This window comes from Vibrio sp. J1-1 (genome assembly GCF_021728395.1).
Taxonomy (GTDB): Bacteria; Pseudomonadota; Gammaproteobacteria; order Enterobacterales; family Vibrionaceae; genus Vibrio.
Genome location: NZ_JAKKCM010000013.1, coordinates 46,602 through 68,824, shown reverse-complemented (window position 1 = coordinate 68,824; position 22,223 = coordinate 46,602). Strand labels below are relative to the sequence as shown.

At 46.2% G+C, this 22,223-nt stretch carries 22 protein-coding genes and 4 tRNA genes; 15 read left to right on the top strand and 11 right to left on the bottom strand.

Annotated elements, in window-relative coordinates; genetic code table 11:
• Positions 1-9 precede the first annotated feature (9 nt).
• The 5 genes from L3V31_RS18255 to orn form a co-directional block, all read right to left on the bottom strand.
• Positions 10-86 (bottom strand) — tRNA-Met (locus L3V31_RS18255).
• 58 nt (positions 87-144) lie between these two features.
• Positions 145-220 (bottom strand) — tRNA-Gly (locus L3V31_RS18250).
• 117 nt (positions 221-337) lie between these two features.
• Positions 338-414 (bottom strand) — tRNA-Met (locus tag L3V31_RS18245).
• A gap of 58 nt (positions 415-472) precedes the next feature.
• Positions 473-548 (bottom strand) — tRNA-Gly (locus tag L3V31_RS18240).
• A gap of 156 nt (positions 549-704) precedes the next feature.
• Complete coding sequence (gene orn / locus L3V31_RS18235) at positions 705-1,250, bottom strand: oligoribonuclease (protein WP_237318098.1); 546 nt, start codon at positions 1,248-1,250, stop codon at positions 705-707.
• A 129-nt stretch (positions 1,251-1,379) separates the two neighbouring features.
• Between orn and rsgA the strand changes: the two genes are divergently transcribed.
• From rsgA to L3V31_RS18215, 4 genes are all read left to right on the top strand, one after another.
• The gene (rsgA, locus tag L3V31_RS18230; protein ID WP_237318096.1) at positions 1,380-2,444 is read left to right on the top strand and encodes a small ribosomal subunit biogenesis GTPase RsgA; all 1,065 of its coding nucleotides are present in this window, start codon (positions 1,380-1,382) and stop codon (positions 2,442-2,444) included.
• A gap of 116 nt (positions 2,445-2,560) precedes the next feature.
• The gene (gene asd / locus L3V31_RS18225) at positions 2,561-3,418 is read left to right on the top strand and encodes an archaetidylserine decarboxylase (RefSeq protein WP_237318095.1); all 858 of its coding nucleotides are present in this window, start codon (positions 2,561-2,563) and stop codon (positions 3,416-3,418) included.
• A 178-nt stretch (positions 3,419-3,596) separates the two neighbouring features.
• Complete coding sequence (locus L3V31_RS18220; protein ID WP_237318093.1) at positions 3,597-5,012, top strand: SLC13 family permease; 1,416 nt, start codon at positions 3,597-3,599, stop codon at positions 5,010-5,012.
• A gap of 167 nt (positions 5,013-5,179) precedes the next feature.
• Positions 5,180-6,067, top strand: coding sequence for a DMT family transporter (locus L3V31_RS18215; RefSeq protein WP_237318091.1), 888 nt, complete (start codon positions 5,180-5,182; stop codon positions 6,065-6,067).
• 73 nt (positions 6,068-6,140) lie between these two features.
• Here the strand turns inward: L3V31_RS18215 and gpmM are convergent, their stop codons facing one another.
• A complete protein-coding gene (gene gpmM / locus L3V31_RS18210) occupies positions 6,141-7,673 on the bottom strand; it encodes a 2,3-bisphosphoglycerate-independent phosphoglycerate mutase (RefSeq protein WP_237318090.1) in 1,533 nt (510 codons plus the stop codon).
• 552 nt (positions 7,674-8,225) lie between these two features.
• On the opposite strand from gpmM, the gene L3V31_RS18205 reads away from it, so the two are divergent.
• The 5 genes from L3V31_RS18205 (at position 8,226) to L3V31_RS18185 (ending at position 12,803) form a co-directional block, all read left to right on the top strand.
• Complete coding sequence (locus L3V31_RS18205; protein ID WP_237318088.1) at positions 8,226-8,660, top strand: rhodanese-like domain-containing protein; 435 nt, start codon at positions 8,226-8,228, stop codon at positions 8,658-8,660.
• A gap of 206 nt (positions 8,661-8,866) precedes the next feature.
• A complete protein-coding gene (secB, locus tag L3V31_RS18200; protein ID WP_237318086.1) occupies positions 8,867-9,337 on the top strand; it encodes a protein-export chaperone SecB in 471 nt (156 codons plus the stop codon).
• A gap of 214 nt (positions 9,338-9,551) precedes the next feature.
• Positions 9,552-10,589, top strand: a complete 1,038-nt coding sequence (gene gpsA / locus L3V31_RS18195) for an NAD(P)H-dependent glycerol-3-phosphate dehydrogenase (RefSeq protein ID WP_237318085.1) — start codon at positions 9,552-9,554, stop codon at positions 10,587-10,589.
• A gap of 72 nt (positions 10,590-10,661) precedes the next feature.
• Complete coding sequence (gene cysE, locus L3V31_RS18190; RefSeq protein WP_237318083.1) at positions 10,662-11,483, top strand: serine O-acetyltransferase; 822 nt, start codon at positions 10,662-10,664, stop codon at positions 11,481-11,483.
• 171 nt (positions 11,484-11,654) lie between these two features.
• Positions 11,655-12,803, top strand: a complete 1,149-nt coding sequence (locus tag L3V31_RS18185) for a murein hydrolase activator EnvC (protein WP_237318081.1) — start codon at positions 11,655-11,657, stop codon at positions 12,801-12,803.
• Positions 12,804-12,873: 70 nt separating this feature from the next.
• On the opposite strand, the gene L3V31_RS18180 is transcribed toward L3V31_RS18185, so the two are convergent.
• From L3V31_RS18180 to epmA, 4 genes are all read right to left on the bottom strand, one after another.
• Positions 12,874-13,830, bottom strand: coding sequence for a DHH family phosphoesterase (locus L3V31_RS18180; RefSeq protein ID WP_237318080.1), 957 nt, complete (start codon positions 13,828-13,830; stop codon positions 12,874-12,876).
• Between the two features lie 128 nt (positions 13,831-13,958).
• Positions 13,959-14,594: a TetR/AcrR family transcriptional regulator gene (locus L3V31_RS18175; protein ID WP_237318078.1), complete on the bottom strand. Its 636-nt coding sequence runs from the start codon at positions 14,592-14,594 to the stop codon at positions 13,959-13,961.
• Positions 14,595-14,615: 21 nt separating this feature from the next.
• Complete coding sequence (locus tag L3V31_RS18170) at positions 14,616-14,990, bottom strand: VanZ family protein (protein WP_237318076.1); 375 nt, start codon at positions 14,988-14,990, stop codon at positions 14,616-14,618.
• A gap of 9 nt (positions 14,991-14,999) precedes the next feature.
• Positions 15,000-15,971: an elongation factor P--(R)-beta-lysine ligase gene (gene epmA, locus L3V31_RS18165; protein ID WP_237318074.1), complete on the bottom strand. Its 972-nt coding sequence runs from the start codon at positions 15,969-15,971 to the stop codon at positions 15,000-15,002.
• Positions 15,972-16,391: 420 nt separating this feature from the next.
• Between epmA and frdA the strand changes: the two genes are divergently transcribed.
• Genes frdA through frdD form a run of 4 tightly spaced genes read left to right on the top strand, consistent with a single transcriptional unit; the run spans position 16,392 to position 19,730 of the window.
• The gene (gene frdA, locus L3V31_RS18160) at positions 16,392-18,197 is read left to right on the top strand and encodes a fumarate reductase (quinol) flavoprotein subunit (RefSeq protein ID WP_237318072.1); all 1,806 of its coding nucleotides are present in this window, start codon (positions 16,392-16,394) and stop codon (positions 18,195-18,197) included.
• On the top strand, positions 18,197-18,955 hold the full coding sequence (locus L3V31_RS18155) for a succinate dehydrogenase/fumarate reductase iron-sulfur subunit (RefSeq protein ID WP_237318070.1): 759 nt from the start codon (positions 18,197-18,199) through the stop codon (positions 18,953-18,955). The genes frdA and L3V31_RS18155 overlap by 1 nt, the downstream gene beginning before the upstream one ends.
• Before the next feature lie 2 nt (positions 18,956-18,957).
• Positions 18,958-19,341 carry a fumarate reductase subunit FrdC gene (frdC, locus tag L3V31_RS18150; protein WP_237318068.1) on the top strand — a complete coding sequence of 128 codons (384 nt, stop codon included), beginning with the start codon at positions 18,958-18,960 and terminating at the stop codon, positions 19,339-19,341.
• A gap of 11 nt (positions 19,342-19,352) precedes the next feature.
• Positions 19,353-19,730 carry a fumarate reductase subunit FrdD gene (gene frdD, locus L3V31_RS18145; RefSeq protein WP_237318066.1) on the top strand — a complete coding sequence of 126 codons (378 nt, stop codon included), beginning with the start codon at positions 19,353-19,355 and terminating at the stop codon, positions 19,728-19,730.
• A 214-nt stretch (positions 19,731-19,944) separates the two neighbouring features.
• Here frdD and efp read toward each other — a convergent pair whose 3' ends face one another.
• Positions 19,945-20,511 (bottom strand): elongation factor P, encoded by a 567-nt coding sequence (efp, locus tag L3V31_RS18140; RefSeq protein WP_014233232.1) that lies wholly within the window; start codon positions 20,509-20,511, stop codon positions 19,945-19,947.
• Positions 20,512-20,543: 32 nt separating this feature from the next.
• On the opposite strand from efp, the gene epmB reads away from it, so the two are divergent.
• Both epmB and L3V31_RS18130 read left to right on the top strand, forming a co-directional pair.
• A complete protein-coding gene (gene epmB, locus L3V31_RS18135) occupies positions 20,544-21,566 on the top strand; it encodes an EF-P beta-lysylation protein EpmB (RefSeq protein WP_237318064.1) in 1,023 nt (340 codons plus the stop codon).
• Positions 21,567-21,661: 95 nt separating this feature from the next.
• On the top strand, positions 21,662-22,156 hold the full coding sequence (locus L3V31_RS18130; RefSeq protein WP_237318062.1) for an MgtC/SapB family protein: 495 nt from the start codon (positions 21,662-21,664) through the stop codon (positions 22,154-22,156).
• The last annotated feature ends 67 nt before the right edge of the window (positions 22,157-22,223 follow it).

The window sequence follows — 22,223 nt, the reverse complement described above, 5'->3', positions numbered from 1 at the left end:
TCTTAAATTTGGTTGCGGGGGCTGGATTTGAACCAACGACCTTCGGGTTATGAGCCCGACGAGCTACCAAGCTGCTCCACCCCGCGTCCGTATTTCATCATTTAAAGCATGATGAGCGCTTATACTGCCCACTTAGAAAGAAAGTGGAGCGACACACGAGGTTCGAACTCGTGACCTCAACCTTGGCAAGGTTGCGCTCTACCAACTGAGCTAGTGTCGCATATCAACAGCAAGTGCTATTGATTGAATTTGGTTGCGGGGCTGGGATTTGATCCGGGCGGCGCATCCGTCAACGGCCTGAGGGTTATGAAAAATAACAATCAAACTGTCTTAAATTTGGTTGCGGGGGCTGGATTTGAACCAACGACCTTCGGGTTATGAGCCCGACGAGCTACCAAGCTGCTCCACCCCGCGTCCGTATTTCATCATTTAAAGCATGATGAGCGCTTATACTGTCCACTTAGAAAGAAAGTGGAGCGACACACGAGGTTCGAACTCGTGACCTCAACCTTGGCAAGGTTGCGCTCTACCAACTGAGCTAGTGTCGCATCTGCAACGTTTCCGTTGTTCAGGGCTGCGAATTATAAGAGCATTTTTTTGTGATGCAAGTCCTTCCTTCAAAAAAACTTTAATTTTTTACTGAACGATGAAAAAGCAAGCAAAACAATCATGAATGACAACTATTTAAATCGCAGCCGTAACTACTAAATCTTAAAGATCGTCTCGCGATAGTATTTCAGTTCAGCAATAGACTCACGTATATCGTCTAGAGCCAAGTGTGTGCCCTGTTTTGAAAAACCATCTAACACTTCTGGTTTCCATCGACGAGTGAGCTCTTTAAGTGTGCTGACATCCAAATAACGGTAGTGGAAGTATTCTTCCAGCTCAGGCATGTGCTTGTACAGGAAACGACGATCTTGACCAATGCTGTTACCACAAATTGGCGAAGCGCCCTTCGGTACCCACTGCTCTAGGAAAGCAATAGTTTGAGCAACAGCATCTTGTTCAGAAATTTTGCTGTTACGAACACGCTCAACCAAACCACTTGCAGTATGGGTATTGGTGCACCAGTCATCCATTTTAGCCAGTTCATCTTCCGGTTGATGAACAGCAAGTACCGGCCCTTCAGCCAGAATATTTAATTCGCTATCGGTGACAATAGAAGCAATTTCTATGATTTTGTGCGTTTCAGGATCGAGCCCTGTCATCTCTAAATCAACCCATATCAGGTTTTGATCGCTAAAGGACATGGTTACGCCGCCTATTTGTTTATCGATAAAAAAGGTACTATACCTCAAAATACTTGAAACACGATACTCACTAACTTGAGCCGAGAGCGAGCTCAATAGCTTGAGTTCACTCATATTAAGTACAAAATTGTGGCTAAAAAGAAAAAGTTAACCAAAGGTCAGGTACGACGCGTTCGTAACAACCAACAGAAACGTTTGAAGAAACAAGAAGAGTCCATCCAATGGGATGAGACCATGCTAGGCGCGAGTAAACAGGGCTTAGTGATCACCCGTTTTGGCCAACATGCTGATATTGAAGATTTAGAAACAGGGCAAGTTCAACGCTGTAATCTGCGTCGCGGTATAGAATCTCTTGTTTCTGGAGACCGGGTATTGTGGCGCGAAGGCCTTGAATCAATGGCCGGAATCTCTGGTGTGGTGGAAGCCGTTGAACCCCGGACTTCAATGCTGACTCGCCCGGACTACTACGATGGACTAAAACCAGTTGCGGCGAACATTGAGCAAATGGTGATTGTTTCTTCCGTATTGCCCGAGCTTTCGCTCAATATCATCGACCGTTACTTGGTTGCTGCCGAGACACTCAGCATTGCGCCTTTACTCGTTCTGAACAAAGTCGATCTACTCGAAGCTGACGATCGTACGATGTATGAAGAGTGGCTGAAAGAATATGAGAAAATCGGCTATAAGGTGCTGTTTGTCAGTAAGAAATCTGGTGAGGGCATTGAGGAATTAGAAACACAGTTACGTGATCGTATCAATATCTTCGTCGGCCAGTCTGGTGTGGGCAAATCCAGCCTCGTCAACGCACTAATGCCAGAATTAGAGCAAGAAGTGGAAGAAGGTGAAGTTTCTGAAAACTCAGGATTAGGTCAACACACGACAACGGCAGCACGTCTGTACCACATCCCAACAGGTGGCGATTTGATTGACTCTCCAGGGGTTCGTGAGTTTGGCCTGTGGCACTTAGAAGCTGAAGAAGTTACCAAAGCGTTCATTGAGTTCCGTCCATATCTTGGTGGATGCAAATTCCGAGACTGTAAACACAATGATGACCCTGGCTGTATTCTTCGTGAAGCCGTGGAGAAAGGTGAAGTCAGTGAAGTTCGATTTGAGAACTACCATCGTATTCTCGAAAGCATGGGTGAAAATAAGGCAAACCGTCAATATTCACGCAATAAGAAAGCGGATCTGTAATCGGACTGTCGCCGCAACTGTGTAATAATTCTTCACCGGATACTGACAAGTAAATTAAATTTCAGTAACATCACGCGCCCTAACGCGTGTATCTAACAGAAGTATCGGAATTAAAGATGGACAAGATTAAAGTTGGACTGCAGTACTGGATCCCACAACATGGCTTAACCCGCCTGATGGGTAAACTGGCTTCAGCAAAAGCTGGCGGTTTGACAACAGCAGTCATTCGCTGGTTTATCAAACAGTACAATGTCAATATGGACGAGGCGAAGCACTCCGACCCTAAGCACTTTAAAACGTTCAACGAGTTTTTTGTTCGTGAGCTTAAAGAAGGCGCACGTCCGATTACTGAAGGCAAAGCGGTGATCACTCACCCTGCAGACGCTTGTGTCAGTCAATTTGGTCCGATAGAAGACGGTCAATTGATTCAGGCGAAAGGCCACAACTTCTCAGCACAAGAACTGCTTGGCGGTGACGCAAAGCTGGCAGAAGAGTTTCAAGATGGCTCATTTGCAACACTTTACTTATCACCTCGTGATTACCACCGTGTGCACATGCCTTGCGATGGCACGCTGCGTCAAATGATTTACGTACCGGGTGATCTGTTCTCAGTAAACCCACTGACAGCAGAAAACGTACCAAACCTATTTGCACGTAACGAGCGCGTCGTTTGTATTTTTGATACCGAGTTTGGCCCAATGGCTCAGGTGTTGGTTGGCGCAACCATCGTAGGCAGCATCGAACAAGTTTGGGCGGGTACCATTACACCTCCTCGCGGTAATACCGTTTACAAATGGGACTACCCAGCGGAAGGTAACAAAGCGGTAATCCTGAAAAAAGGCGAAGAGATGGGTCGTTTTAAGCTGGGCTCAACCGTTATCAACCTGTTCGCGAAAGATGCCATCACATTTGATGAATCGATGGGAAATGGTGAGACAACGGTAATGGGGACGCCTTACGCTCACAAGCAGTAAGTTTTCCTGTAAAAAAGCTGATTTCAAAGCCTCCAAATGCGGAGGCTTTTTTATTGATAAAAAACAAAAGTCTGTTCGAAATTTAGCCTAACATTTTCAAACTCATACCTGCCTCTAAGTACTTAAAAGAGCAATCAATTATTCTGTGCAATCGAGTGACTATTTAAAGGGGCTACCAATGCCAAAGATGAGTGCGAGTACGTTGGTCAAATTGCTGGTGTGTTTTTTGATTCCACTTGGCGTCCTAATGATGCCGATCGACGCCATTCCTATTGATAACCTAACTTTAATTCAACATCGTCTACTGGCTATTTTTCTTCTTGCAGCTTTGCTTTGGGTACTGGAACCCGTTCCTGTTTTCGCCACCTCAATTCTGATCATAGCCCTTGAACTGATCATGATTTCGGATAAAGGATTACACCTCTTTCGCGATCCACCAGCTGGTCACGATCTCGGTGACCTAATAGCCTACACCGACATTTTTTCCGCTTTCTCATCCCCGATCATCATTCTCTTCATGGGTGGGTTTGCCCTTGCCATTGCTGCCTCAAAGTACGATCTCGACAATAATCTAGCACGTGTCCTGCTCAAACCATTTGGTACACAACCAAAATTCATTATGCTTGGTCTAATGCTGATCACCGCCGTATTCTCTATGTTTATGTCCAATACTGCGACAACCGTGATGATGCTGGCTCTGTTAGGTCCAATTGTGGCTTCTGCCCCTAAGGGCGATCTAGGAATTAAAGCGCTAGTACTATGCATCCCTATCGCCGCAAACACTGGTGGTATCGCAACACCTATCGGTACGCCACCCAATGCGATTGCTCTGCAATATCTAACTGGTGAAAACACCATCGATTTTCTGAGCTGGATGATGATGGGTTTACCGTTTGTTTTAATACAACTAACCATTGCCTGGTTCTTACTACAAAAGCTTTTCCCCTCTAGTGAGGCAGAGATGAAACTGAAGCTAGATGGAACGTTTAAAAGGAGCTGGCGGGCCTATGTAGTCTACATTACGTTTGCTCTTACTATCCTATTGTGGATGACAACCAAAGCCCACGGTATGAACACCTACGTCGTAGCGATTATCCCGTTGGCGATCTTCACCTTAACGGGCATCATGGGTAAAGAAGAACTGAAATTGATTAACTGGGATGTGCTTTGGCTCGTTGCTGGTGGTATTGCTATTGGTATCGCACTGGATAAAACGGGCTTAGCTGAAGCCTTGGCCCACGCGATTGACTACGAAGCACTCTCTCCGTTTGCGGTTGTGATCGCTCTATCGATTGTCTGTTGGCTGATGGCAAACTTTATGTCTAATACCGCGACAGCGAACTTATTGATGCCAATTGCTGCGGCGATTGGTGTATCCATGCCAAGTTTAACTTCTATCGGTGGACTCCAGGGTTTGCTGGTAGTGGTCGCCTTCTCTGCGTCACTCGGCATGATTTTACCCGTATCTACACCACCAAACTCACTGGCTTACTCGACAGGCCTAATCGAAAGTAAAGACATGGCGAAAGTCGGCCTTATCCTCGGCTTAGTCGGTTTGTTCATTGTCTATGGCGCAGTGCTTATCCTATTTTAGGTATCGAGCTCTGTATCACTGATGCATTTTACAGAGCCAACACTGACAATAAACAAAAAGCAGCATATTCAGCTGCTTTTTTATTGCCTATAACTTACTCTTTTACATCGATAAAATTTCATGCATATTGGAACCTTCCTCTCGAACCAACAGGACCTTATTCAATCATGGGTTATGAATGGCTGGCACTGTGTGCCGCTTTTTTGTGGGCGATCTCTAGCCTGATTTCCGTCATTCCGGCGCAGCACCTTGGCGCATTCTCCTACAGCCGTTGGCGTATGGGGTGTACGGCTGTGATCCTTACAACCATGGCATGGATAACTGGCGGTTGGTTAAGTGTGTCGATGGAACACATCACACCAATGATGGCATCTGGATTAATCGGCATTTTCATTGGTGATACCGCTCTATTTGCCTGTATGAATCGTATGGGCCCAAGGCAAGCGGGCTTACTGTTCTCCTGTCATGCCGTATTCTCAACCGTCCTAGGTTACTTCCTGTTTAGTGAAAGCATGACCACGATGGAATTGCTCGGCGCAGCACTGGTGTTCAGTGGCGTCGTGATGGCTATTTTCTTTGGTCGGCGCGGGCAAACCAACAATGTTTTGGAAGAAGTCAAAGGCAACATTTGGATAGGCTTAGGATTAGGCCTCACGGCGGCTTTATGTCAGGCGCTTGGTGGCATCATCGCTAAGCCAGTGATGCAAACTAGCGTCGACCCCGTTGCAGCCTCCGCGATTCGCATGATCAGCGCATTTATTGCACACTGCTTGTTGCTGGTTATCGGAGTGAAAGTCGCCAGACCCACACAGCATATTACGTGGCGTGTTTTTGGCATTACCGCTTTGAACGGTTTTCTCGCCATGGCGGTGGGAATGACATTAATTCTCTACGCACTTCGTGAAGGGAATGTCGGCATGGTCGCACTCCTGTCCTCCACTACACCAATCATGCTACTACCACTACTCTGGATTTATACCAAACGCAGGCCAAATAGATTTGCGTGGCTAGGCGCCGCTCTCGCGGTGATAGGCGCTGGAATTCTGGTTCAGTAATACCAACAAAAAAATACCGATACAAAAAAGCCCGAGATTAACTCGGGCTTTTATCATTCAGTATTTCAGTTAATTACTTAACCAGAATATCACCAGACATTTCTGCAGGGATTTCTAGACCAGCCAGAGAAAGCATGGTTGGCGCTAGATCAGACAGTTTACCGCCTTCTTTAAACTCAACCGCTTTGTCGCCCACGTAGATTAGAGGTACTGGTAGGCTTGTGTGTGCAGTGTGAGTACCGCCAGTTTCTGGGTCAACCATCATTTCTGCGTTACCGTGGTCAGCAGTGATAAGTAGCTGGCCGCCCGCTTCCTTGATAGCTTCAACCACTTTGCCCACACTTTCGTCTAGTGCTTCGATCGCTTTTTCAGCGGCTTCGTAAACGCCAGTGTGACCAACCATATCTGCGTTCGGGTAGTTACAGATGATAGTGTCGTACTTACCAGACTTGATAGCCGCTACCAGCTTCTCAGTTAGCTCTGGAGAGCTCATTTCTGGTTGAAGATCGTAAGTTGCTACTTTTGGAGAAGCCACTAGTTGACGCTCTTCACCGTCGAATTCGCTTTCAACACCACCGTTGAAGAAGAAAGTAACGTGCGCGTATTTCTCTGTTTCAGAGATACGCAGCTGAGTTTGACCTTGCTTAGACAACCACTCACCGTAGGTGTTCTCTAGAGACGCAGGTGGGAATGCGATTGCTAGAGGGATATCCGCTGCGTATTGAGTCAGCATGACGAAGTTGATTGTTGGGAACGCAGCACGCTCAAAACCGTCAAATTCAGGCACGAATGCACGCGTGATTTGACGTGCACGGTCAGCACGGTAGTTCATGAAGATAACCGCATCGCCATCTTGCATTATTGCGTCTTCTTGACCTTCCGCTTTGATTGCTGTTGCTTTTACAAACTCGTCGTTTTCTTCACGAGCGTAAGCCGCTTCCAGACCTGCTACCGCAGTTTCTGATGTGAATTCTGCTTTCGCTTGAGTAAGAAGATCGTAAGCAACCTGAACACGTTCCCAGTTGTTGTCACGGTCCATTGCGTAGTAACGGCCCACTAGAGAAGCAACGCGACCTTTGCCTAGTTTCGCAAATAGGTCTTGGAAACGTTGTAGAGATTTTTCTGCACTGCGAGGTGGCGTGTCACGGCCATCTAGGAAGCAGTGCAGGTAGATTTTCTCTGCGCCACGAGCAGCAGCCATTTCAACCGCTGCATAGATATGGTCTTCGTGAGAGTGTACACCACCCGGAGACATCAGACCCATGATGTGTACTGCTTTCTCAGCTTTCACAGCCGCATCGATAACTTCAACCAAAGCTGCCGTTTCTTCGAACTCGCCGTCAGCGATTGACTTAGTGATGCGAGTCAGATCTTGGTACACAACGCGACCTGCGCCAATGTTGGTGTGACCAACTTCTGAGTTACCCATTTGACCATCAGGAAGGCCGACATCCATACCTGAAGCAGAGATTAGAGTATTTGGGTTGTTCGCAATCAGTGCATCCATTACTGGAGTTTTCGCATTCGCAATTGCGTTACTTGCTGTGTCTTCACGGTAACCGTAACCGTCAAGGATAACTAGAGCCAATGGCTTCTTAGCTGACATAGTGATGACCTCATCAAATTTAGTAACTTTTGGCGTAGGGCTTCGCTGCCCCATCTAACCTTGAAACAAAACTAGCGTAATTTTACTACACTTTTTAACCAGAACTGTAGGCTAAGATCAAATATTGTTTGCGATTTATTGTTGCTATCTTACAAGATTAGCGAGCAACGTGCCTCTGTCAGCAAACCTGTCCAACAAGCATAGTCACTCCCATTATGCTTTGTACACCCAGTCAGTATTCGATTTTCATGTCATATTTTGGCTGTGAGTTCTCTATATTTGTTGTGCATCAGAGATGTTTTCGTCGCAGTAAAAGATTAAACCTATGGCTTATTATTGTCCTTTCCCTGTAAAACAGAAATCACTTAGACCGATAACGACAATAGGAAGACTTGATGAATTGCCATGTAGCCAATCGCAAGATAATTCAGGCCTCATGAGTTTGTAGAGATCTCAATTATTCGTTAGAAAATTTTAACCCTCTCGCCTAACAGGACTAACCTCGCTATACTCCTGCTTTAATTTTTCGCCAACAGTGCAAGAGCTCAAGACATGCAAGAGTATATTGATTTTTTCCAACAGAACATGATTCTATCTTTGGTTTGGGTAGGTCTTCTTATCGCATTTATCCTGAATATCGTGAAGTCAGCGACAGCAGCATATAAAGAAATCAACGTAAACCAACTGACTCACCTAATTAACCGTGAAAACGGTGTTGTGGTGGACATTCGTACTAAAGATGAATACAAAAAAGGCCATATCACTGACTCACTTCACATTTTGCCGTCAGATATCAAATCGGGTAGCTTTGGTAGCCTTGAAAACCACAAATCAGACCCAATCATTTTAGTATGCAAGACGGGCCAAACCGCTCAGGAGAGCGCAAACCTACTAGCAAAAGCAGGCTTTACAAACGTAAGCCTACTTAAGAATGGTTTGATTGCGTGGAACGAAGCGAATCTTCCTTTAGTACGCGGTAAAAAATAGTACAAAGGTCGCATTCATCGCGATTGAGAGCCTAGTGGATAATAAACTGAGCAAATAGAAAGCAGTTGAAGTCTCAAGTTGTGACGCTTTGCACGTAATACACGCTTCATCTAGTCAACGTAAACTTGCTCAGTTAGTCTCAGGACAAACCAGTTTTCTGGGTTTAGGCGTTCTAAACCCAACAAATGTTTATTAAGGATTTAAAAATGGCAGAAGCTACACCACAAGACGCACAACAAAACTTCGCAATTCAACGCATCTTCCTAAAAGACGTTTCTTTCGAAGCGCCTAACTCTCCAGTAATCTTCCAGAAAGAGTGGAACCCAGACGTTAAACTAGACCTAGACACTCAAAGCCGAGAGCTTGGTGAAGGCGTTTACGAAGTCGTTCTACGTCTAACAGTGACTGTTAAGAACGAAGAAGAAACAGCGTTCCTATGTGAAGTTCAGCAAGGTGGTATCTTCACGGCTGAGCAAATGGAAGCTGGTCAACTAGCACATTGCCTAGGTGCATTCTGCCCTAATATCCTATTCCCATACGCTCGCGAAACAATCTCAAGCCTAGTAGTTAAAGGTACGTTCCCTCAACTGAACCTAGCGCCAGTTAACTTTGACGCGCTGTTCATGAACTACCTGCAGCAACAAGCTCAACAAGGTGAAAGCGAAGCTGAAGCGTAATTCACGTTTTGTAAGTGACGTCTCTGGTTAATACAATCGAATACGTCACATACCTAAGAAAATGCACAAAGCGTCCATCAAGTGATGCAATGTGCATTTTTTATTTCTGATAAGTTACTAAGGTTAACAAACCCTAGTTCCTAGCCTCTATAGAGCGTAAAATCTGGCAATAATGAACTAGATTCGACTAGTAGAATAACGATTAGGCGGTAGCATGACACAAGCTAATACCAACAATGCTTACGGAAAAGACATCGCAATGACGGTGATTGGCGCAGGTTCGTACGGTACCTCGCTGGCAATTTCTCTTGCTCGCAATGGTGCAAACGTCATCCTTTGGGGGCACGAGCCAAAGCACATGGCACGTCTTGAAGCAGATCGTGCTAACCACGAATTCTTACCTGGCATCGATTTTCCAGAAAGCTTGATTATTGAATCGGATTTGGAAAAGGCCGTTCAGGCAAGCCGCGACTTGTTGGTTGTCGTTCCGAGCCATGTATTTGGTATCGTTCTGAAAAGCTGCAAACCTTTCTTGCGTAAAGACACTCGTATCTGCTGGGCGACCAAAGGTCTTGAGCCAGAAACTGGCCGCCTACTCAAAGATGTTGCCTTTGACATCATCGGGGAAAACTACTCGCTGGCAGTATTGTCAGGCCCAACTTTCGCAAAAGAGCTTGCTATGGGGCTGCCAACTGCGATTTCCGTTGCCTCACCAGACGCAGAGTTTGTTGCAGATCTGCAAGAGAAGATCCACTGTAGTAAAACGTTCCGCGTATACGCCAACAGTGATTTCATTGGTATGCAGCTTGGTGGCGCAGTGAAGAACGTCATTGCAATCGGCGCTGGCATGTCAGACGGTATCGGATTTGGCGCAAACGCGCGTACTGCACTCATCACACGAGGTTTAGCAGAAATGTGTCGTTTAGGTGCGGCTCTGGGTGCGAAACCAGAAACCTTTATGGGTATGGCTGGTTTGGGTGATCTTGTCCTCACCTGTACCGATAACCAATCACGTAACCGTCGTTTTGGTTTGGCGTTAGGTCAAGGCAAAGACGTCGATACCGCACAGGAAGAAATTGGTCAGGTTGTGGAAGGTTATCGCAACACCAAAGAGGTGTGGATGCTCTCTCAGCGTATGGGTGTTGAGATGCCAATTGTTGACCAAATTTATCAAGTATTGTATCAAGGGAAAGACGCGCGCCTCGCAGCGCAAGATTTACTCGCTCGTGACAAAAAGTCTGAAGGCAAATAACACCCTCACACCTTATCTGAGAATAATAGAGGTTGTCGGGTCACGGAAGAAGAGCCACTCAGGATATTGAGAATGAAACACTGTGAAAAACAAAAAGTCTGGAACAAAATAGTTTCAGAAGCCCGCGAAATGTCAGAGCAGGAGCCAATGCTGGCCAGCTTTTACCACGCGACAATCATCAAGCATGAAAGTCTCGGCGCAGCCCTGAGCTACATTTTGGCCAATAAATTAGACACAGCATCGATGCCAGCCATGGCAGTGAGGGAAGTGATTGAAGAAGCTTTTATCTCCGATCCAAACATTACCGACTGTGCGGCCTGCGATATTTGTGCCACAGTGAATCGTGATCCTGCGGTTTCTATGTACTCTATGCCCTTACTGTATTTAAAAGGCTACCACGCTCTGCAAGGATACCGAGTAGCAAACTGGTTGTGGTCACAGGGCCGTCATGCACTAGCGACCTACCTACAAAATCAGATTTCTGTCGCGTGTCAGGTAGATATTCACCCAGCTGCGCGTATTGGCTGTGGAATCATGCTCGACCACGCTACTGGTATCGTAATTGGTGAAACCGCCGTTGTGGAAGATGACGTATCTATCCTACAGGATGTGACTTTAGGTGGTACGGGTAAAGAGTGTGGTGATCGTCACCCGAAAATCCGTGAAGGCGTGATGATCGGTGCTGGTGCTAAAATTCTCGGTAATATCGAAGTCGGTGAAGGTGCCAAAATTGGCTCTTGCTCCGTGGTATTACAACCAGTACCACCACACACTACCGTTGCAGGGGTACCAGCAAAAATAGTTGGCCGTCCAAAAACGGATAAGCCATCGCTCGATATGGATCAAGGCTTTAATGGCAAATCTCAAAGCTTTATCCATGGAGATGGCATATAACCTCAACTCGGGATAATGTAAGCCAGTCAGCGTAGCGCTCTTAGCGTCTCACTGCGTTAAAATCACCGTGCTGACTCATAAATTGGACTAAATATTTGAAAGTTTGGGTTATTTTGACTTTCTTATCCCGAGCATAGGTTATTTAATTACTCACTCTTAGATAACAACAATGTGGTAGGTAACTCTCAAGTGCGAAAACAAAGTCATCCAGTGCTCCGCTCGGCTATTTTATTAACTTGTGCTTTATCTGCCACGTTCCCCCTCACCTCTTCGGCTGTTAGTCAGCAAGAATTGAAAGGGGTTTCCAGCGAAATCAATCGTCAGAAGAAAGCCCTCACCTCTCAAGAAAAGCAGCTGAATGAACTGCAAAAATCTCTGAAAGACCAAGAACTAGGGATCTCAGCCTTAGAACGAGAGATCAAACAAACGAAAGCAGACCTCACTCAAGCCGATAAAAATATCAATAACTTAGAAGAAAAGATCGCCTTACAAGAGGGTCAGCGACAAGCTCAAGAAGAAGAGCTAAAACAGCTTCTGCAAACCTATTACGTGACAGAGCGTGCTAAAGCCAATGGACACTTGCTCAATCAGGGCGTCGAAGAAGATCGTATCAGCCAGTACTTTCAGCACTTGGCAAAAGCGCGCTCCGAAATAATTGACGCTATTACCCAAACCACTCAAAAGCTGGAACATAATAAGAACCAACTTGAGCTGGAAAAAGAGCAGATTGAAACCCTGCTAAAACAGCAATCCGAGAAGCGTACGGCGCTGGCAAGTACACAATCAAAACGTAAACAAACACTGAGCAAAATTCAGGGCAGTATAAAAAACGATAAACGCTATCTGGCAGAGTTGCAGCGTAATGAAACTCGCCTTAAAGCAGAAATCGCTAAAGCCGCTAAACGCAATGCTGTACCGATGGATGGTTTAGGTAAGCAGCGCGGTAAACTGCCATGGCCGATAGAAGGCAGTGTTCTGCATAACTTCGGTACTCGTCAGACTGGCCAGGTTAATTGGAAAGGCATGGTGCTATCAGCCAACTATGGCCAGCAAGTCAAAGCGGTTTATCCCGGCACTGTCGTATTTGCCGAGTACTTACGTGGTTATGGATTGGTGGTACTCCTTGACCACGGTAAAGGAGACATGACCCTGTACGGATACAATCAGGCACTAACAAAGAAAGAAGGCGATAGAGTTACTGCTGGTGAAGTCATTGCTCTTGCGGGTGATACCGGGGGCCAAGACAGAGCTTCCCTTTACTTTGAGATTCGTCGTAACAGTGAAGCACAAAATCCAAAGTCTTGGTTAAAGCGCCTGTGAGTAAAAAACCAGCCTAAAAAGAAAAAGGAGCCTATGGCTCCTTTTCACACAAAAGAATTACTCTAATTCGTTACGCATAATACGTTTCAACCGCATCAATAAATGCGCTCACATCGTCTTTGCTCAAAGCATTGATTCCCGCAGCAGCCTCTCGACCACCTCCAGTCGGGAACTGTCCACAAACCGCGACTGCGCCCTGCTTATTATTCAATGGAGCGCGCAGTGATACTGTATAAGTACCATCTACGTTTTCGGTTAAAACAGCATGAGCTGAATCTGGATTTTGGTTCGCCAACCAGTTGCCATAAACCCCACTGATACGGCGTGATGCTGCATTATCTGGCAATTCAAACAACTTCAGTTTTTCGCTTTCATGGGTCGCAGGGATCGACTGTGCGGCATCCATATCTTGCTGATAAGCAGCTTGAAGTTGGTAGAATGGAGAAGACGTATCTGCAATTACATCAAATGGCGAGGAATATTTAAGCAACGCTTGATACAAATCCGCCGGATGAAAATGCAAATCGTCAACCTTCGAACCATAGCCGTTGTAATTGATCAGAGTGCCCAACTCTTTTAGTTGCACTTTCTGCTCCTCCGACAAACCAGCAAGGTCAGCCAGTTCGTCAGCTTTAGCAATAAGGTTGTCGCCATAAGCTGCCGTTATCGCCCAGGTATGGAAACGCCCCTGCAACAGTTTATCGACAATCAAAGCCGTACACATATTGGCATCGAGATCGATGTGCGCATCTAAGTTGTCATGCTGTGGAATCTCGCCGGCTTGATGATGATCGGCGTAAAAAACATGAGCGCCCTGAGCCAAAGCATGCTCCAGACCTACCATGTTCTTTTCCATCGAAACATCTAACACGGTCAGTTCATCACTCGCTTGTGCAACCACGGTCTCCAGCAGTTTAATATCGCGTTTTACACCCGTAACCAATTTGGCTTCGAGAGGATCAGCTAAGCGCAGTTGCAGCAGAGCGATGATGCCATCTGCATCACCATTAAAAATATCGTAATTCATTGAAAGATAATTCCTTTATCGAGATAACTTTACCTAGAAATAACTTGAGGTTTGCCCCTATTGTGCGCGGCGCATGCCACAAGTCAACTCAAGGTACGACTCGAAATTAAGCTTAAAATGATGCGCAATTAGCCCTGCATGGCACTAACACCATCTTCCAACAGCAATAACTGCTCTAGACCTTGCTCAGTTGCAACTGGTTTTACAACATTGATCATCTGGAGCATGCCTTGTCGCACCATTTGCTCAGTAATGTTGGATTTGGATAGCATCGCAGATTGATAAGACAACCAACTGCAAGCAATTAAATGCAACGTGCATACCAGCGATGTTAACTGCTTCTGATCAACGTCAAGCAACTTGAGGGCAACGAATTCCTGCATAATCGCAATCAGATTGGCTTGCAGTTTGTCCTGCACTCCGATGTACTGCTCGTGGAGTTGTTCATCACGCGACAAAATCTCGGGTAAATTCGCGTAGAAAAAACGGTACTTCCACATCAGCGTAAAGGTCGAATCTAGGTAGCTCTTCAGCATAGTCAGACTCTCTTGAGAGCCTTTAAGAGGGGTAAATCTTTCTAAAAGTTCTGCTGAATAGAGCGCAAAGATTTCGCGGACGATTTCTTGCTTGTTGCGAAAGTGGTAATAAAGATTACCTGGACTGATTTCGATGTGATCGGCAATGTGATTGGTGGTGATATTGCGCTCACCATGTTGGTTAAACAACTCCAGTGCCGCGTAGACTATTTTGTCGCGCGTTTTCATTATTATCGTATTCCCTTCTCTTCAACGAATCGAGTATAGCGACTTCACCAACCTAGGTCGATAGAGGCTCCAAATACGGTAACATAGCAGACCAGTCAGAATCCCCGTGCCATTCGCAACAAGGTCTAACCAAGAGGGTTCTCTACCGACATAACCTTGCAGCCATTCAATTACCGCGCTAAACAATAGGATACTCACTGCCACCGTCCAACGTTGACGCCAAAGACGAACACAACAACAGGCTACAAAAGAGAAACTGGTGTACGCCATTAAATGTTGTAGCTTGTCGAGGTAAGTAAAAGTCCCCCACTTTTGTAGCTCTCCTGAGCTTAGCGATAAATACGCGATCACAACAGCGCACCCGAAAATAATCAAACACCCGACCATTCGGTTCATTGGATATCCTTATGCAATAGGAAACGGGAATGCTGTTACCTGATCAATATGATCACAGCCTAATGCCAACATGATGAGTCGATCAACGCCTAACGCTACGCCTGCGCAATCTGGTAATCCTGCTTCAAGTGCGGCGATAAGATGATAATCAATCGGCTGAGGCTTTAAGCCCATCTCCAACCGTTTCACATTGTCTTGCTCAAAACGTGCAAGTTGCTCTTTAGGGTTGTCTAACTCGTGGAAACCATTCGCGAGTTCAATCCCTTTAAAATACACCTCAAAGCGATCGGCAACACGACTATCTTGAGGGTTTATTTTCGCCAATGCTGCTTGCGATGCAGGAAAGTCATAAACAAACGCAGGTGCATCCTGACCAATCTTGCTTTCAACACCAAGACTAAACAGTAGCTGCAGTAACGTATCGCGGTCATCTTCCGGCTCAGCAATATCGCTAAGGCCTAGCTTTCCAGCGACGACTTTAAGCTCTGACATCGAGCCTTCAAGTGGGCACACGCCAAGAACATCAAGAAACGCCTGCTGATAGGTCATGCGGTGAGCCACGCCACAATTCAGCACTTGTTGTAGCAAGTCATCCATCTCATCCATTAACTGATGATGATTAAAGCCGACTCGATACCATTCCAACATGGTAAATTCTGGATTGTGATGACGACCATTTTCTTCGTTGCGAAACGCTTTGTTGATCTGGTAAATACAGCTACTGCCCGCCGCCAACAGACGTTTCATGTGGAACTCAGGGCTAGTCATGAAGAACAGCTTGCTGCCATCTGCATAACCAGGACCGACAAACTCGGTTTGAAAGGTATGCAAATGAATATCAGTAACCGTTGCATGGCTCATAGCAGGTGTATCCACTTCCATCACCTGTCGCTCGGCAAAGAATTGGCGAATAGTGGCGATTAATTTCGCACGTTGACGAAGTTGTTCAATGGAAGCAGTCGGTTGCCAGTTGGTTTGCATAACAATTTTCTCACAGCTAGCGGCTAAAGCGGACATTCTACATGCTTTTTTCTTTTCGACGAGAAACGATTTTTACATTGTAATAACGGAACTTGAAGCCGGCATTTTTCGTACTACAAAGCAAAGGCAACATTCACTACAACACCTCTTATCAACACCACCAACAACAATCAACACTCCGTTAACAGTCAATAAATTGAGGTAGAGATTACAAATATTCTCGCCGTGATTGTAATCACATAACCTGTAATTTCTATGCTCTTAAGTGCATTACCAAAGAAAAAACCTAAATACATCAATATTTATCTCCTATAGCTCCACTACACTGAATTTCTACTACTTTTGGGGAGCTCCTCTTCGAGCTCCCCTCACAATCACAATAACAAGCGGATTTCCGCAATCACTCACTGGAGGATAACTGTGCAAACTATCACCACAGATATCGCAGTCATCGGCGCTGGCGGCGCTGGTCTTCGTACAGCTATTGCAGCGGCAGAGGCAAACCCGGATTTAGAAGTTGCACTGATTTCTAAAGTTTACCCAATGCGCTCACACACGGTCGCAGCGGAGGGTGGCTCGGCGGCAGTTATCAAGGATGAAGATAGCTTAGACAACCACTTCAACGATACCGTTGGCGGTGGCGACTGGCTATGTGAACAGGACGTTGTTGAATATTTTGTAGAAAACGCAACCCGCGAAATGATCCAAATGGAGCAATGGGGCTGCCCTTGGAGCCGTAAAGAAAACGGGGAAGTTAACGTTCGCCGCTTTGGCGGTATGAAGGTTGAACGAACTTGGTTTGCAGCGGATAAAACCGGCTTCCATATGCTTCACACCTTATTCCAAACGTCAATGAAGTACAGCAACATCAAACGTTTTGATGAGTACTTTGTATTGGATCTGCTTGTTGATGATGGTGAAGTACAAGGTCTGATTGCAATCCACATGTCTGAAGGTGAGCTGGTTACCATCAAAGCGAAGTCCGTGGTACTGGCAACGGGTGGCGCGGGACGTGTCTACCACTGCAACACCAACGGCGGTATCGTAACAGGCGATGGCATGGCGATGGCCTACCGTCACGGTGTACCACTACGTGATATGGAATTTGTTCAATACCACCCAACTGGTCTACCAGGCACGGGTATCCTGATGACGGAAGGTTGTCGTGGTGAAGGCGGTATCATCGTCAACAAGAACGGCTACCGTTACCTACAAGATTACGGCATGGGTCCTGAAACTCCAGTGGGTCAGCCAAAGAACAAATACATGGAACTGGGTCCACGTGACAAAGTTTCTCAAGCTTTCTGGCACGAACAGCAGAAAGGCAACACCATCAAGCACCCTCTTGGTGATGTGGTACACCTTGACCTTCGCCACTTGGGTGAAGAATACCTCCAAGAACGTCTACCGTTCATATGTGAACTGGCAAAAGCGTACGTCAACGTTGACCCAGCGAAAGAGCCAATTCCAATCCGTCCTACGGTTCACTACACCATGGGTGGCATCGAAACCGACCAACAATGTGAAACTCGCATTAAAGGTCTGTTCGCGGTTGGTGAATGTGCTTCTGTTGGTCTGCACGGTGCAAACCGTCTTGGTTCTAACTCACTAGCAGAGTTCGTTGTGTTTGGTCGCGTTGCAGGTGAACAAGCGGTTCAGCGTGCAGCGGAATTCAAAGGCTGGAACGAAACGGCTATCGAAGTTCAAGTGACAGCGGTAGAAGAACGCATTAAAGCGCTAATGAACCAAGAAGGCGATGAGAACTGGGCCGACATCCGTACTGAAATGGGTCACACCATGGAAGCGGGCTGTGGTATCTACCGCCAAGAAGATCTGATGCAAGCAACCATCGATAAGATCACTGAGCTTAAACAACGTTACAAACGCATTAGCATCAAAGATAAAGGCAAAGTGTTCAACACTGACCTTCTATACGCAATCGAAGTCGGTTACGGCCTAGAAGTGGCGGAAGCGATGGTCCACTCTGCGATCCTACGTAAAGAATCTCGCGGTGCGCACCAACGTCTAGACGACGGCTGCACAGAGCGTGACGACGTGAACTTCCTGAAACACTCACTTGCTTTCTATCAGCCAGACTCAGCGCCTAGCATCGACTACAGCAATGTAACGATTACTAAGTCTCAGCCTAAAGCGCGTCTATACGGTGAAGCTGCAGAAAAAGCCGCAGCAGAAGAAGCAGCGAAGAACGCAGAGGAGCAAGCATAATGTCAGCAAACCGCATCCAGAAAGTAGACATTCTGCGTTATGACCCAGAAAAAGACGCAGAACCGCACTTACAAGCCTTCGAAGTGCCATTCGATGAAACCATGTCTGTGCTTGACGCGATTGGTTACATCAAAGATAACCTAGATAAAGACCTGTCTTACCGCTGGTCTTGTCGTATGGCGATCTGTGGCTCGTGCGGCATCATGGTCAATGGCGTGCCTAAGCTCGCGTGTAAGAGCTTCTTACGTGACTACCCAAATGGTCTGAAAATAGAACCATTAGCGAACTTCCCGATCGAAAAAGACTTGATCGTTGATATGACGCCGTTTATCGAGCGTCTTGAAGCCATCAAACCTTACATCATCGGTAACGACCGCAAACCAGAAGACGGCACTAACCTACAAACCCCTGAGCAAATGGCGAAGTACAAGCAGTTTGCTGGTTGTATCAACTGCGGTCTTTGTTACGCAGCGTGTCCGCAATTCGGTTTAAACCCTGAGTTTATTGGCCCTGCGGCGCTAACACTGGCACACCGCTACAACCTAGACAGCCGTGACAACGGTAAAGCAGAACGTATGAAGCTGATTAACGGCGACAACGGCGCTTGGGGTTGTACTTTCGTCGGTTACTGTTCTGAAGTTTGTCCGAAGAGCGTAGACCCAGCAGCAGCGGTTAACCAAGGTAAAGTTGAGTCTTCAATGGACTTCGTGATTGCGATGCTGAAGCCTGATGGCAAACCAGTAAAAGAGGAGGCATAAGGATGAGTAATCGTAAACCTTACGTTCGTGAAGTAAAACGCACTTGGTGGAAAGATCATCCGTTCTACCGCTTCTACATGGTTCGAGAAGCGACCGTTCTGCCGCTGGTTCTATTTACTATCTTCCTGACTTTCGGTCTGGGCTCGTTGGTTAAAGGCCCTGAAGCTTGGCAAGGTTGGTTAGAATTTATGGCAAACCCAATCGTAGTGGCAATCAACATCGTTGCTCTACTTGGGAGCCTATTCCACGCACAAACCTTCTTCAGCATGATGCCACAGGTAATGCCAATTCGCCTGAAAGGAAAACCTGTAGATAAGAAGATCATCGTATTGACTCAGTGGGCAGCCGTCGCGTTCATCTCACTGATTGTTCTCATCGTGGTGTAAGGAGCTGAACAATGAAACCAAATTATAGTGTAAACACAGCGCCAAAACGTTCAGATGAGCCAATCTGGTGGGGCCTGTTTGGTGCTGGCGGTACTTGGTTTGCGATGATCACACCAATCACCGTACTTGTGTTGGGTATCCTTGTACCACTCGGCGTGATTGATGCAGAAGCAATGAGTTACGAGCGAGTATCTGAGTTCGCGACCAGCATCATTGGTGCACTGTTTATCATCGGCACACTGGCCCTGCCAATGTGGCATGCAATGCACCGTGTTCACCACGGTATGCACGACCTTAAGTTCCATACTGGAGTGGTGGGCAAAGTCGCATGCTATGCGTTCGCTGGCCTTATCAGTGCACTATCAGTCATCTTTATCTTCATGATTTAAAGCACTGTTATAGATATAAAAAGCTGGCTTTACGCCAGCTTTTTTTGTTTTTGGACACCCATGATCTTTTTGCTTTTTAAGCTTTGGGTCACCTATGATCTATTTACTAATAGAGCTGTACCCTCCATTATTTCTATCGCCCTACAAGCCGATAAATTACAGGCAATAAAAAAGGCCGCCGAAGCGACCTTTTTACTAGATACGTTTAGATGAATTACTTCACACGGCCTACGTATTCACCAGTACGAGTGTCAACTTTGATCACTTCGCCGATTGCGATGAATAGTGGAACACGTACAACAGCGCCAGTAGATAGCGTAGCTGGTTTACCACCAGTACCTTGAGTATCACCTTTCAGACCAGGATCGGTGTCAGTAACTTCTAGTTCAACGAAGTTTGGTGGAGTTACTGAGATTGGGTTACCGTTCCACAGAGTGATCATACAAGTGTTGTTTTCTACCAACCATTTAGCGTTCTCGCCAACTGCTTTTGCATCTGCGGCGATCTGTTCGAACGTTTCATTGTTCATAAAGTGGTAGAATTCGCCGTCTGAATATAGATAATCTAGGTCGATATCCATTACGTCTGCCACTTCACAAGTGTCACCAGACTTGAATGTTTTCTCTAGCACTTTACCAGAAAGAAGTTTACGAATTTTCACGCGGTTGAACGCTTGGCCTTTACCTGGTTTAACGTATTCGTTTTCCAGGATTACGCAAGGCTCGTTATCAAGCATTAACTTAAGACCGCCTTTAAATTCATTGGTGCTAACTGTAGCCATTTTTTCCTCTTACATTCTTAGAGCTAAATTCAATGCCGCACATAATAACCCGAAAAGTCGATTCTGTTGAGCAAAACTGGCTCAAACAGTTGGCGAATGGGATCTCTGATCCTGCAAAATTGCTCGAAAAACTGGAAATAGATCCCTCACCGTGGCAAGACGGGTTTGCTGCACGCAAGCTGTTTGCACAGCGTGTACCGCAAAGTTTTGTCGATAGGATGGAAAAAGGCAATCCCAAAGACCCTCTTTTACGTCAGGTTTTACCGTTAAGTGAAGAGTTTGAAGTACATGAAGGCTACTCCAGCGATCCACTTGAAGAGCAAGACAACGAGATTCCCGGCTTGCTGCACAAATATCGTAATCGTGCGCTGATGATTGTTAAAGGAGGATGCGCGGTGAATTGTCGCTACTGCTTCCGCCGACATTTCCCATATCAGGATAACAAGAGCGGCAAACAAGCTTGGGCTCAATCTTTGGATTACATGGCTCAAAAACCAGAGCTGAACGAAGTCATTTTGTCTGGCGGCGACCCGCTAATGGCGAAAGATGATGAACTTCAGTGGCTGATAGAGCGTATTGCGCAAATTCCGCACATCAAGCGTCTTCGTATTCATAGCCGCTTACCTGTAGTCATCCCAGCGCGAATCACCGATGAGCTATGCCAAGTGCTTCGCGATTCTCGCCTGCAGGTTATTTTAGTCACACACATCAACCATGCGAACGAAATCAATGCCGAGCTCGCCACACAACTATTCAAACTCAAACAAGCTGGCGTGACGCTCCTCAATCAGAGTGTGCTGCTCAAAGGTGTCAATGACTCAGTGGATGATCAGGTCAACTTGAGCGAAGCCTTATTTGATGCGGGTATTTTGCCTTATTACTTACATGTTCTAGACAAGGTTCAGGGAGCAGCCCACTTCTTTGTCTCAGATGAAGAGGCTAAGGAGATGATGCGTGGAGTCGTTACACGTGTATCTGGGTATTTAGTACCAAAGCTTACGAGAGAAATTGGTGGCCGACCAAGCAAAACACCGTTGGATTTGCATTTAGAGTGAGCGACAAAGCCAAATTTAGTTTATCGTAACGAACGTTTATTTTTGTTCGCTTTGAGGGGCAAGTCTATGCATACTCCGCGGCTTTGGAGGTCAAGATGCATACAACATTCGAACAAATTTTCGATCTTGGCCCATTTAGTTGGCCTGCCCTGATCTGCTGTGCCATCAATGGGTTAATGATTGGCATAGAACGTCAAACCCGTGGTAAGCCGGTTGGCATTCGCACTGCAATACTTATTATTTCAGGCACCTATCTTTTTATGTCGATGGCGGTATCTTTATCGCCTAACACGCTTGATCAAGCACGTGTACTGGGCCAAATCATTACTGGTGTCGGGTTTCTTGGTGCAGGTGTAATGATGACACTCGATGGCAAAATCCACGGCGTTACGTCTGCGGCTGTCATCTGGGTATTAGCCGGATTAGGCTTAATGATAGGTCTCGGTTACTTATCTCAATCTGTCGTCATCACGGTGCTGACTTTAACCGTGTTACTGGGCGTCGATGAAGCAGAGCAACACATCAAATCACTACGTCGCGGTGTTCACCAACGAATACAGCGAAGAAAGTCGTCTCGCTTAATCAAATAAGCAACAAAGCAAATATAAAAAGACCCCAACATCGGTTCGGGGTCTTTTTGTTTAAATCTTCTTACTA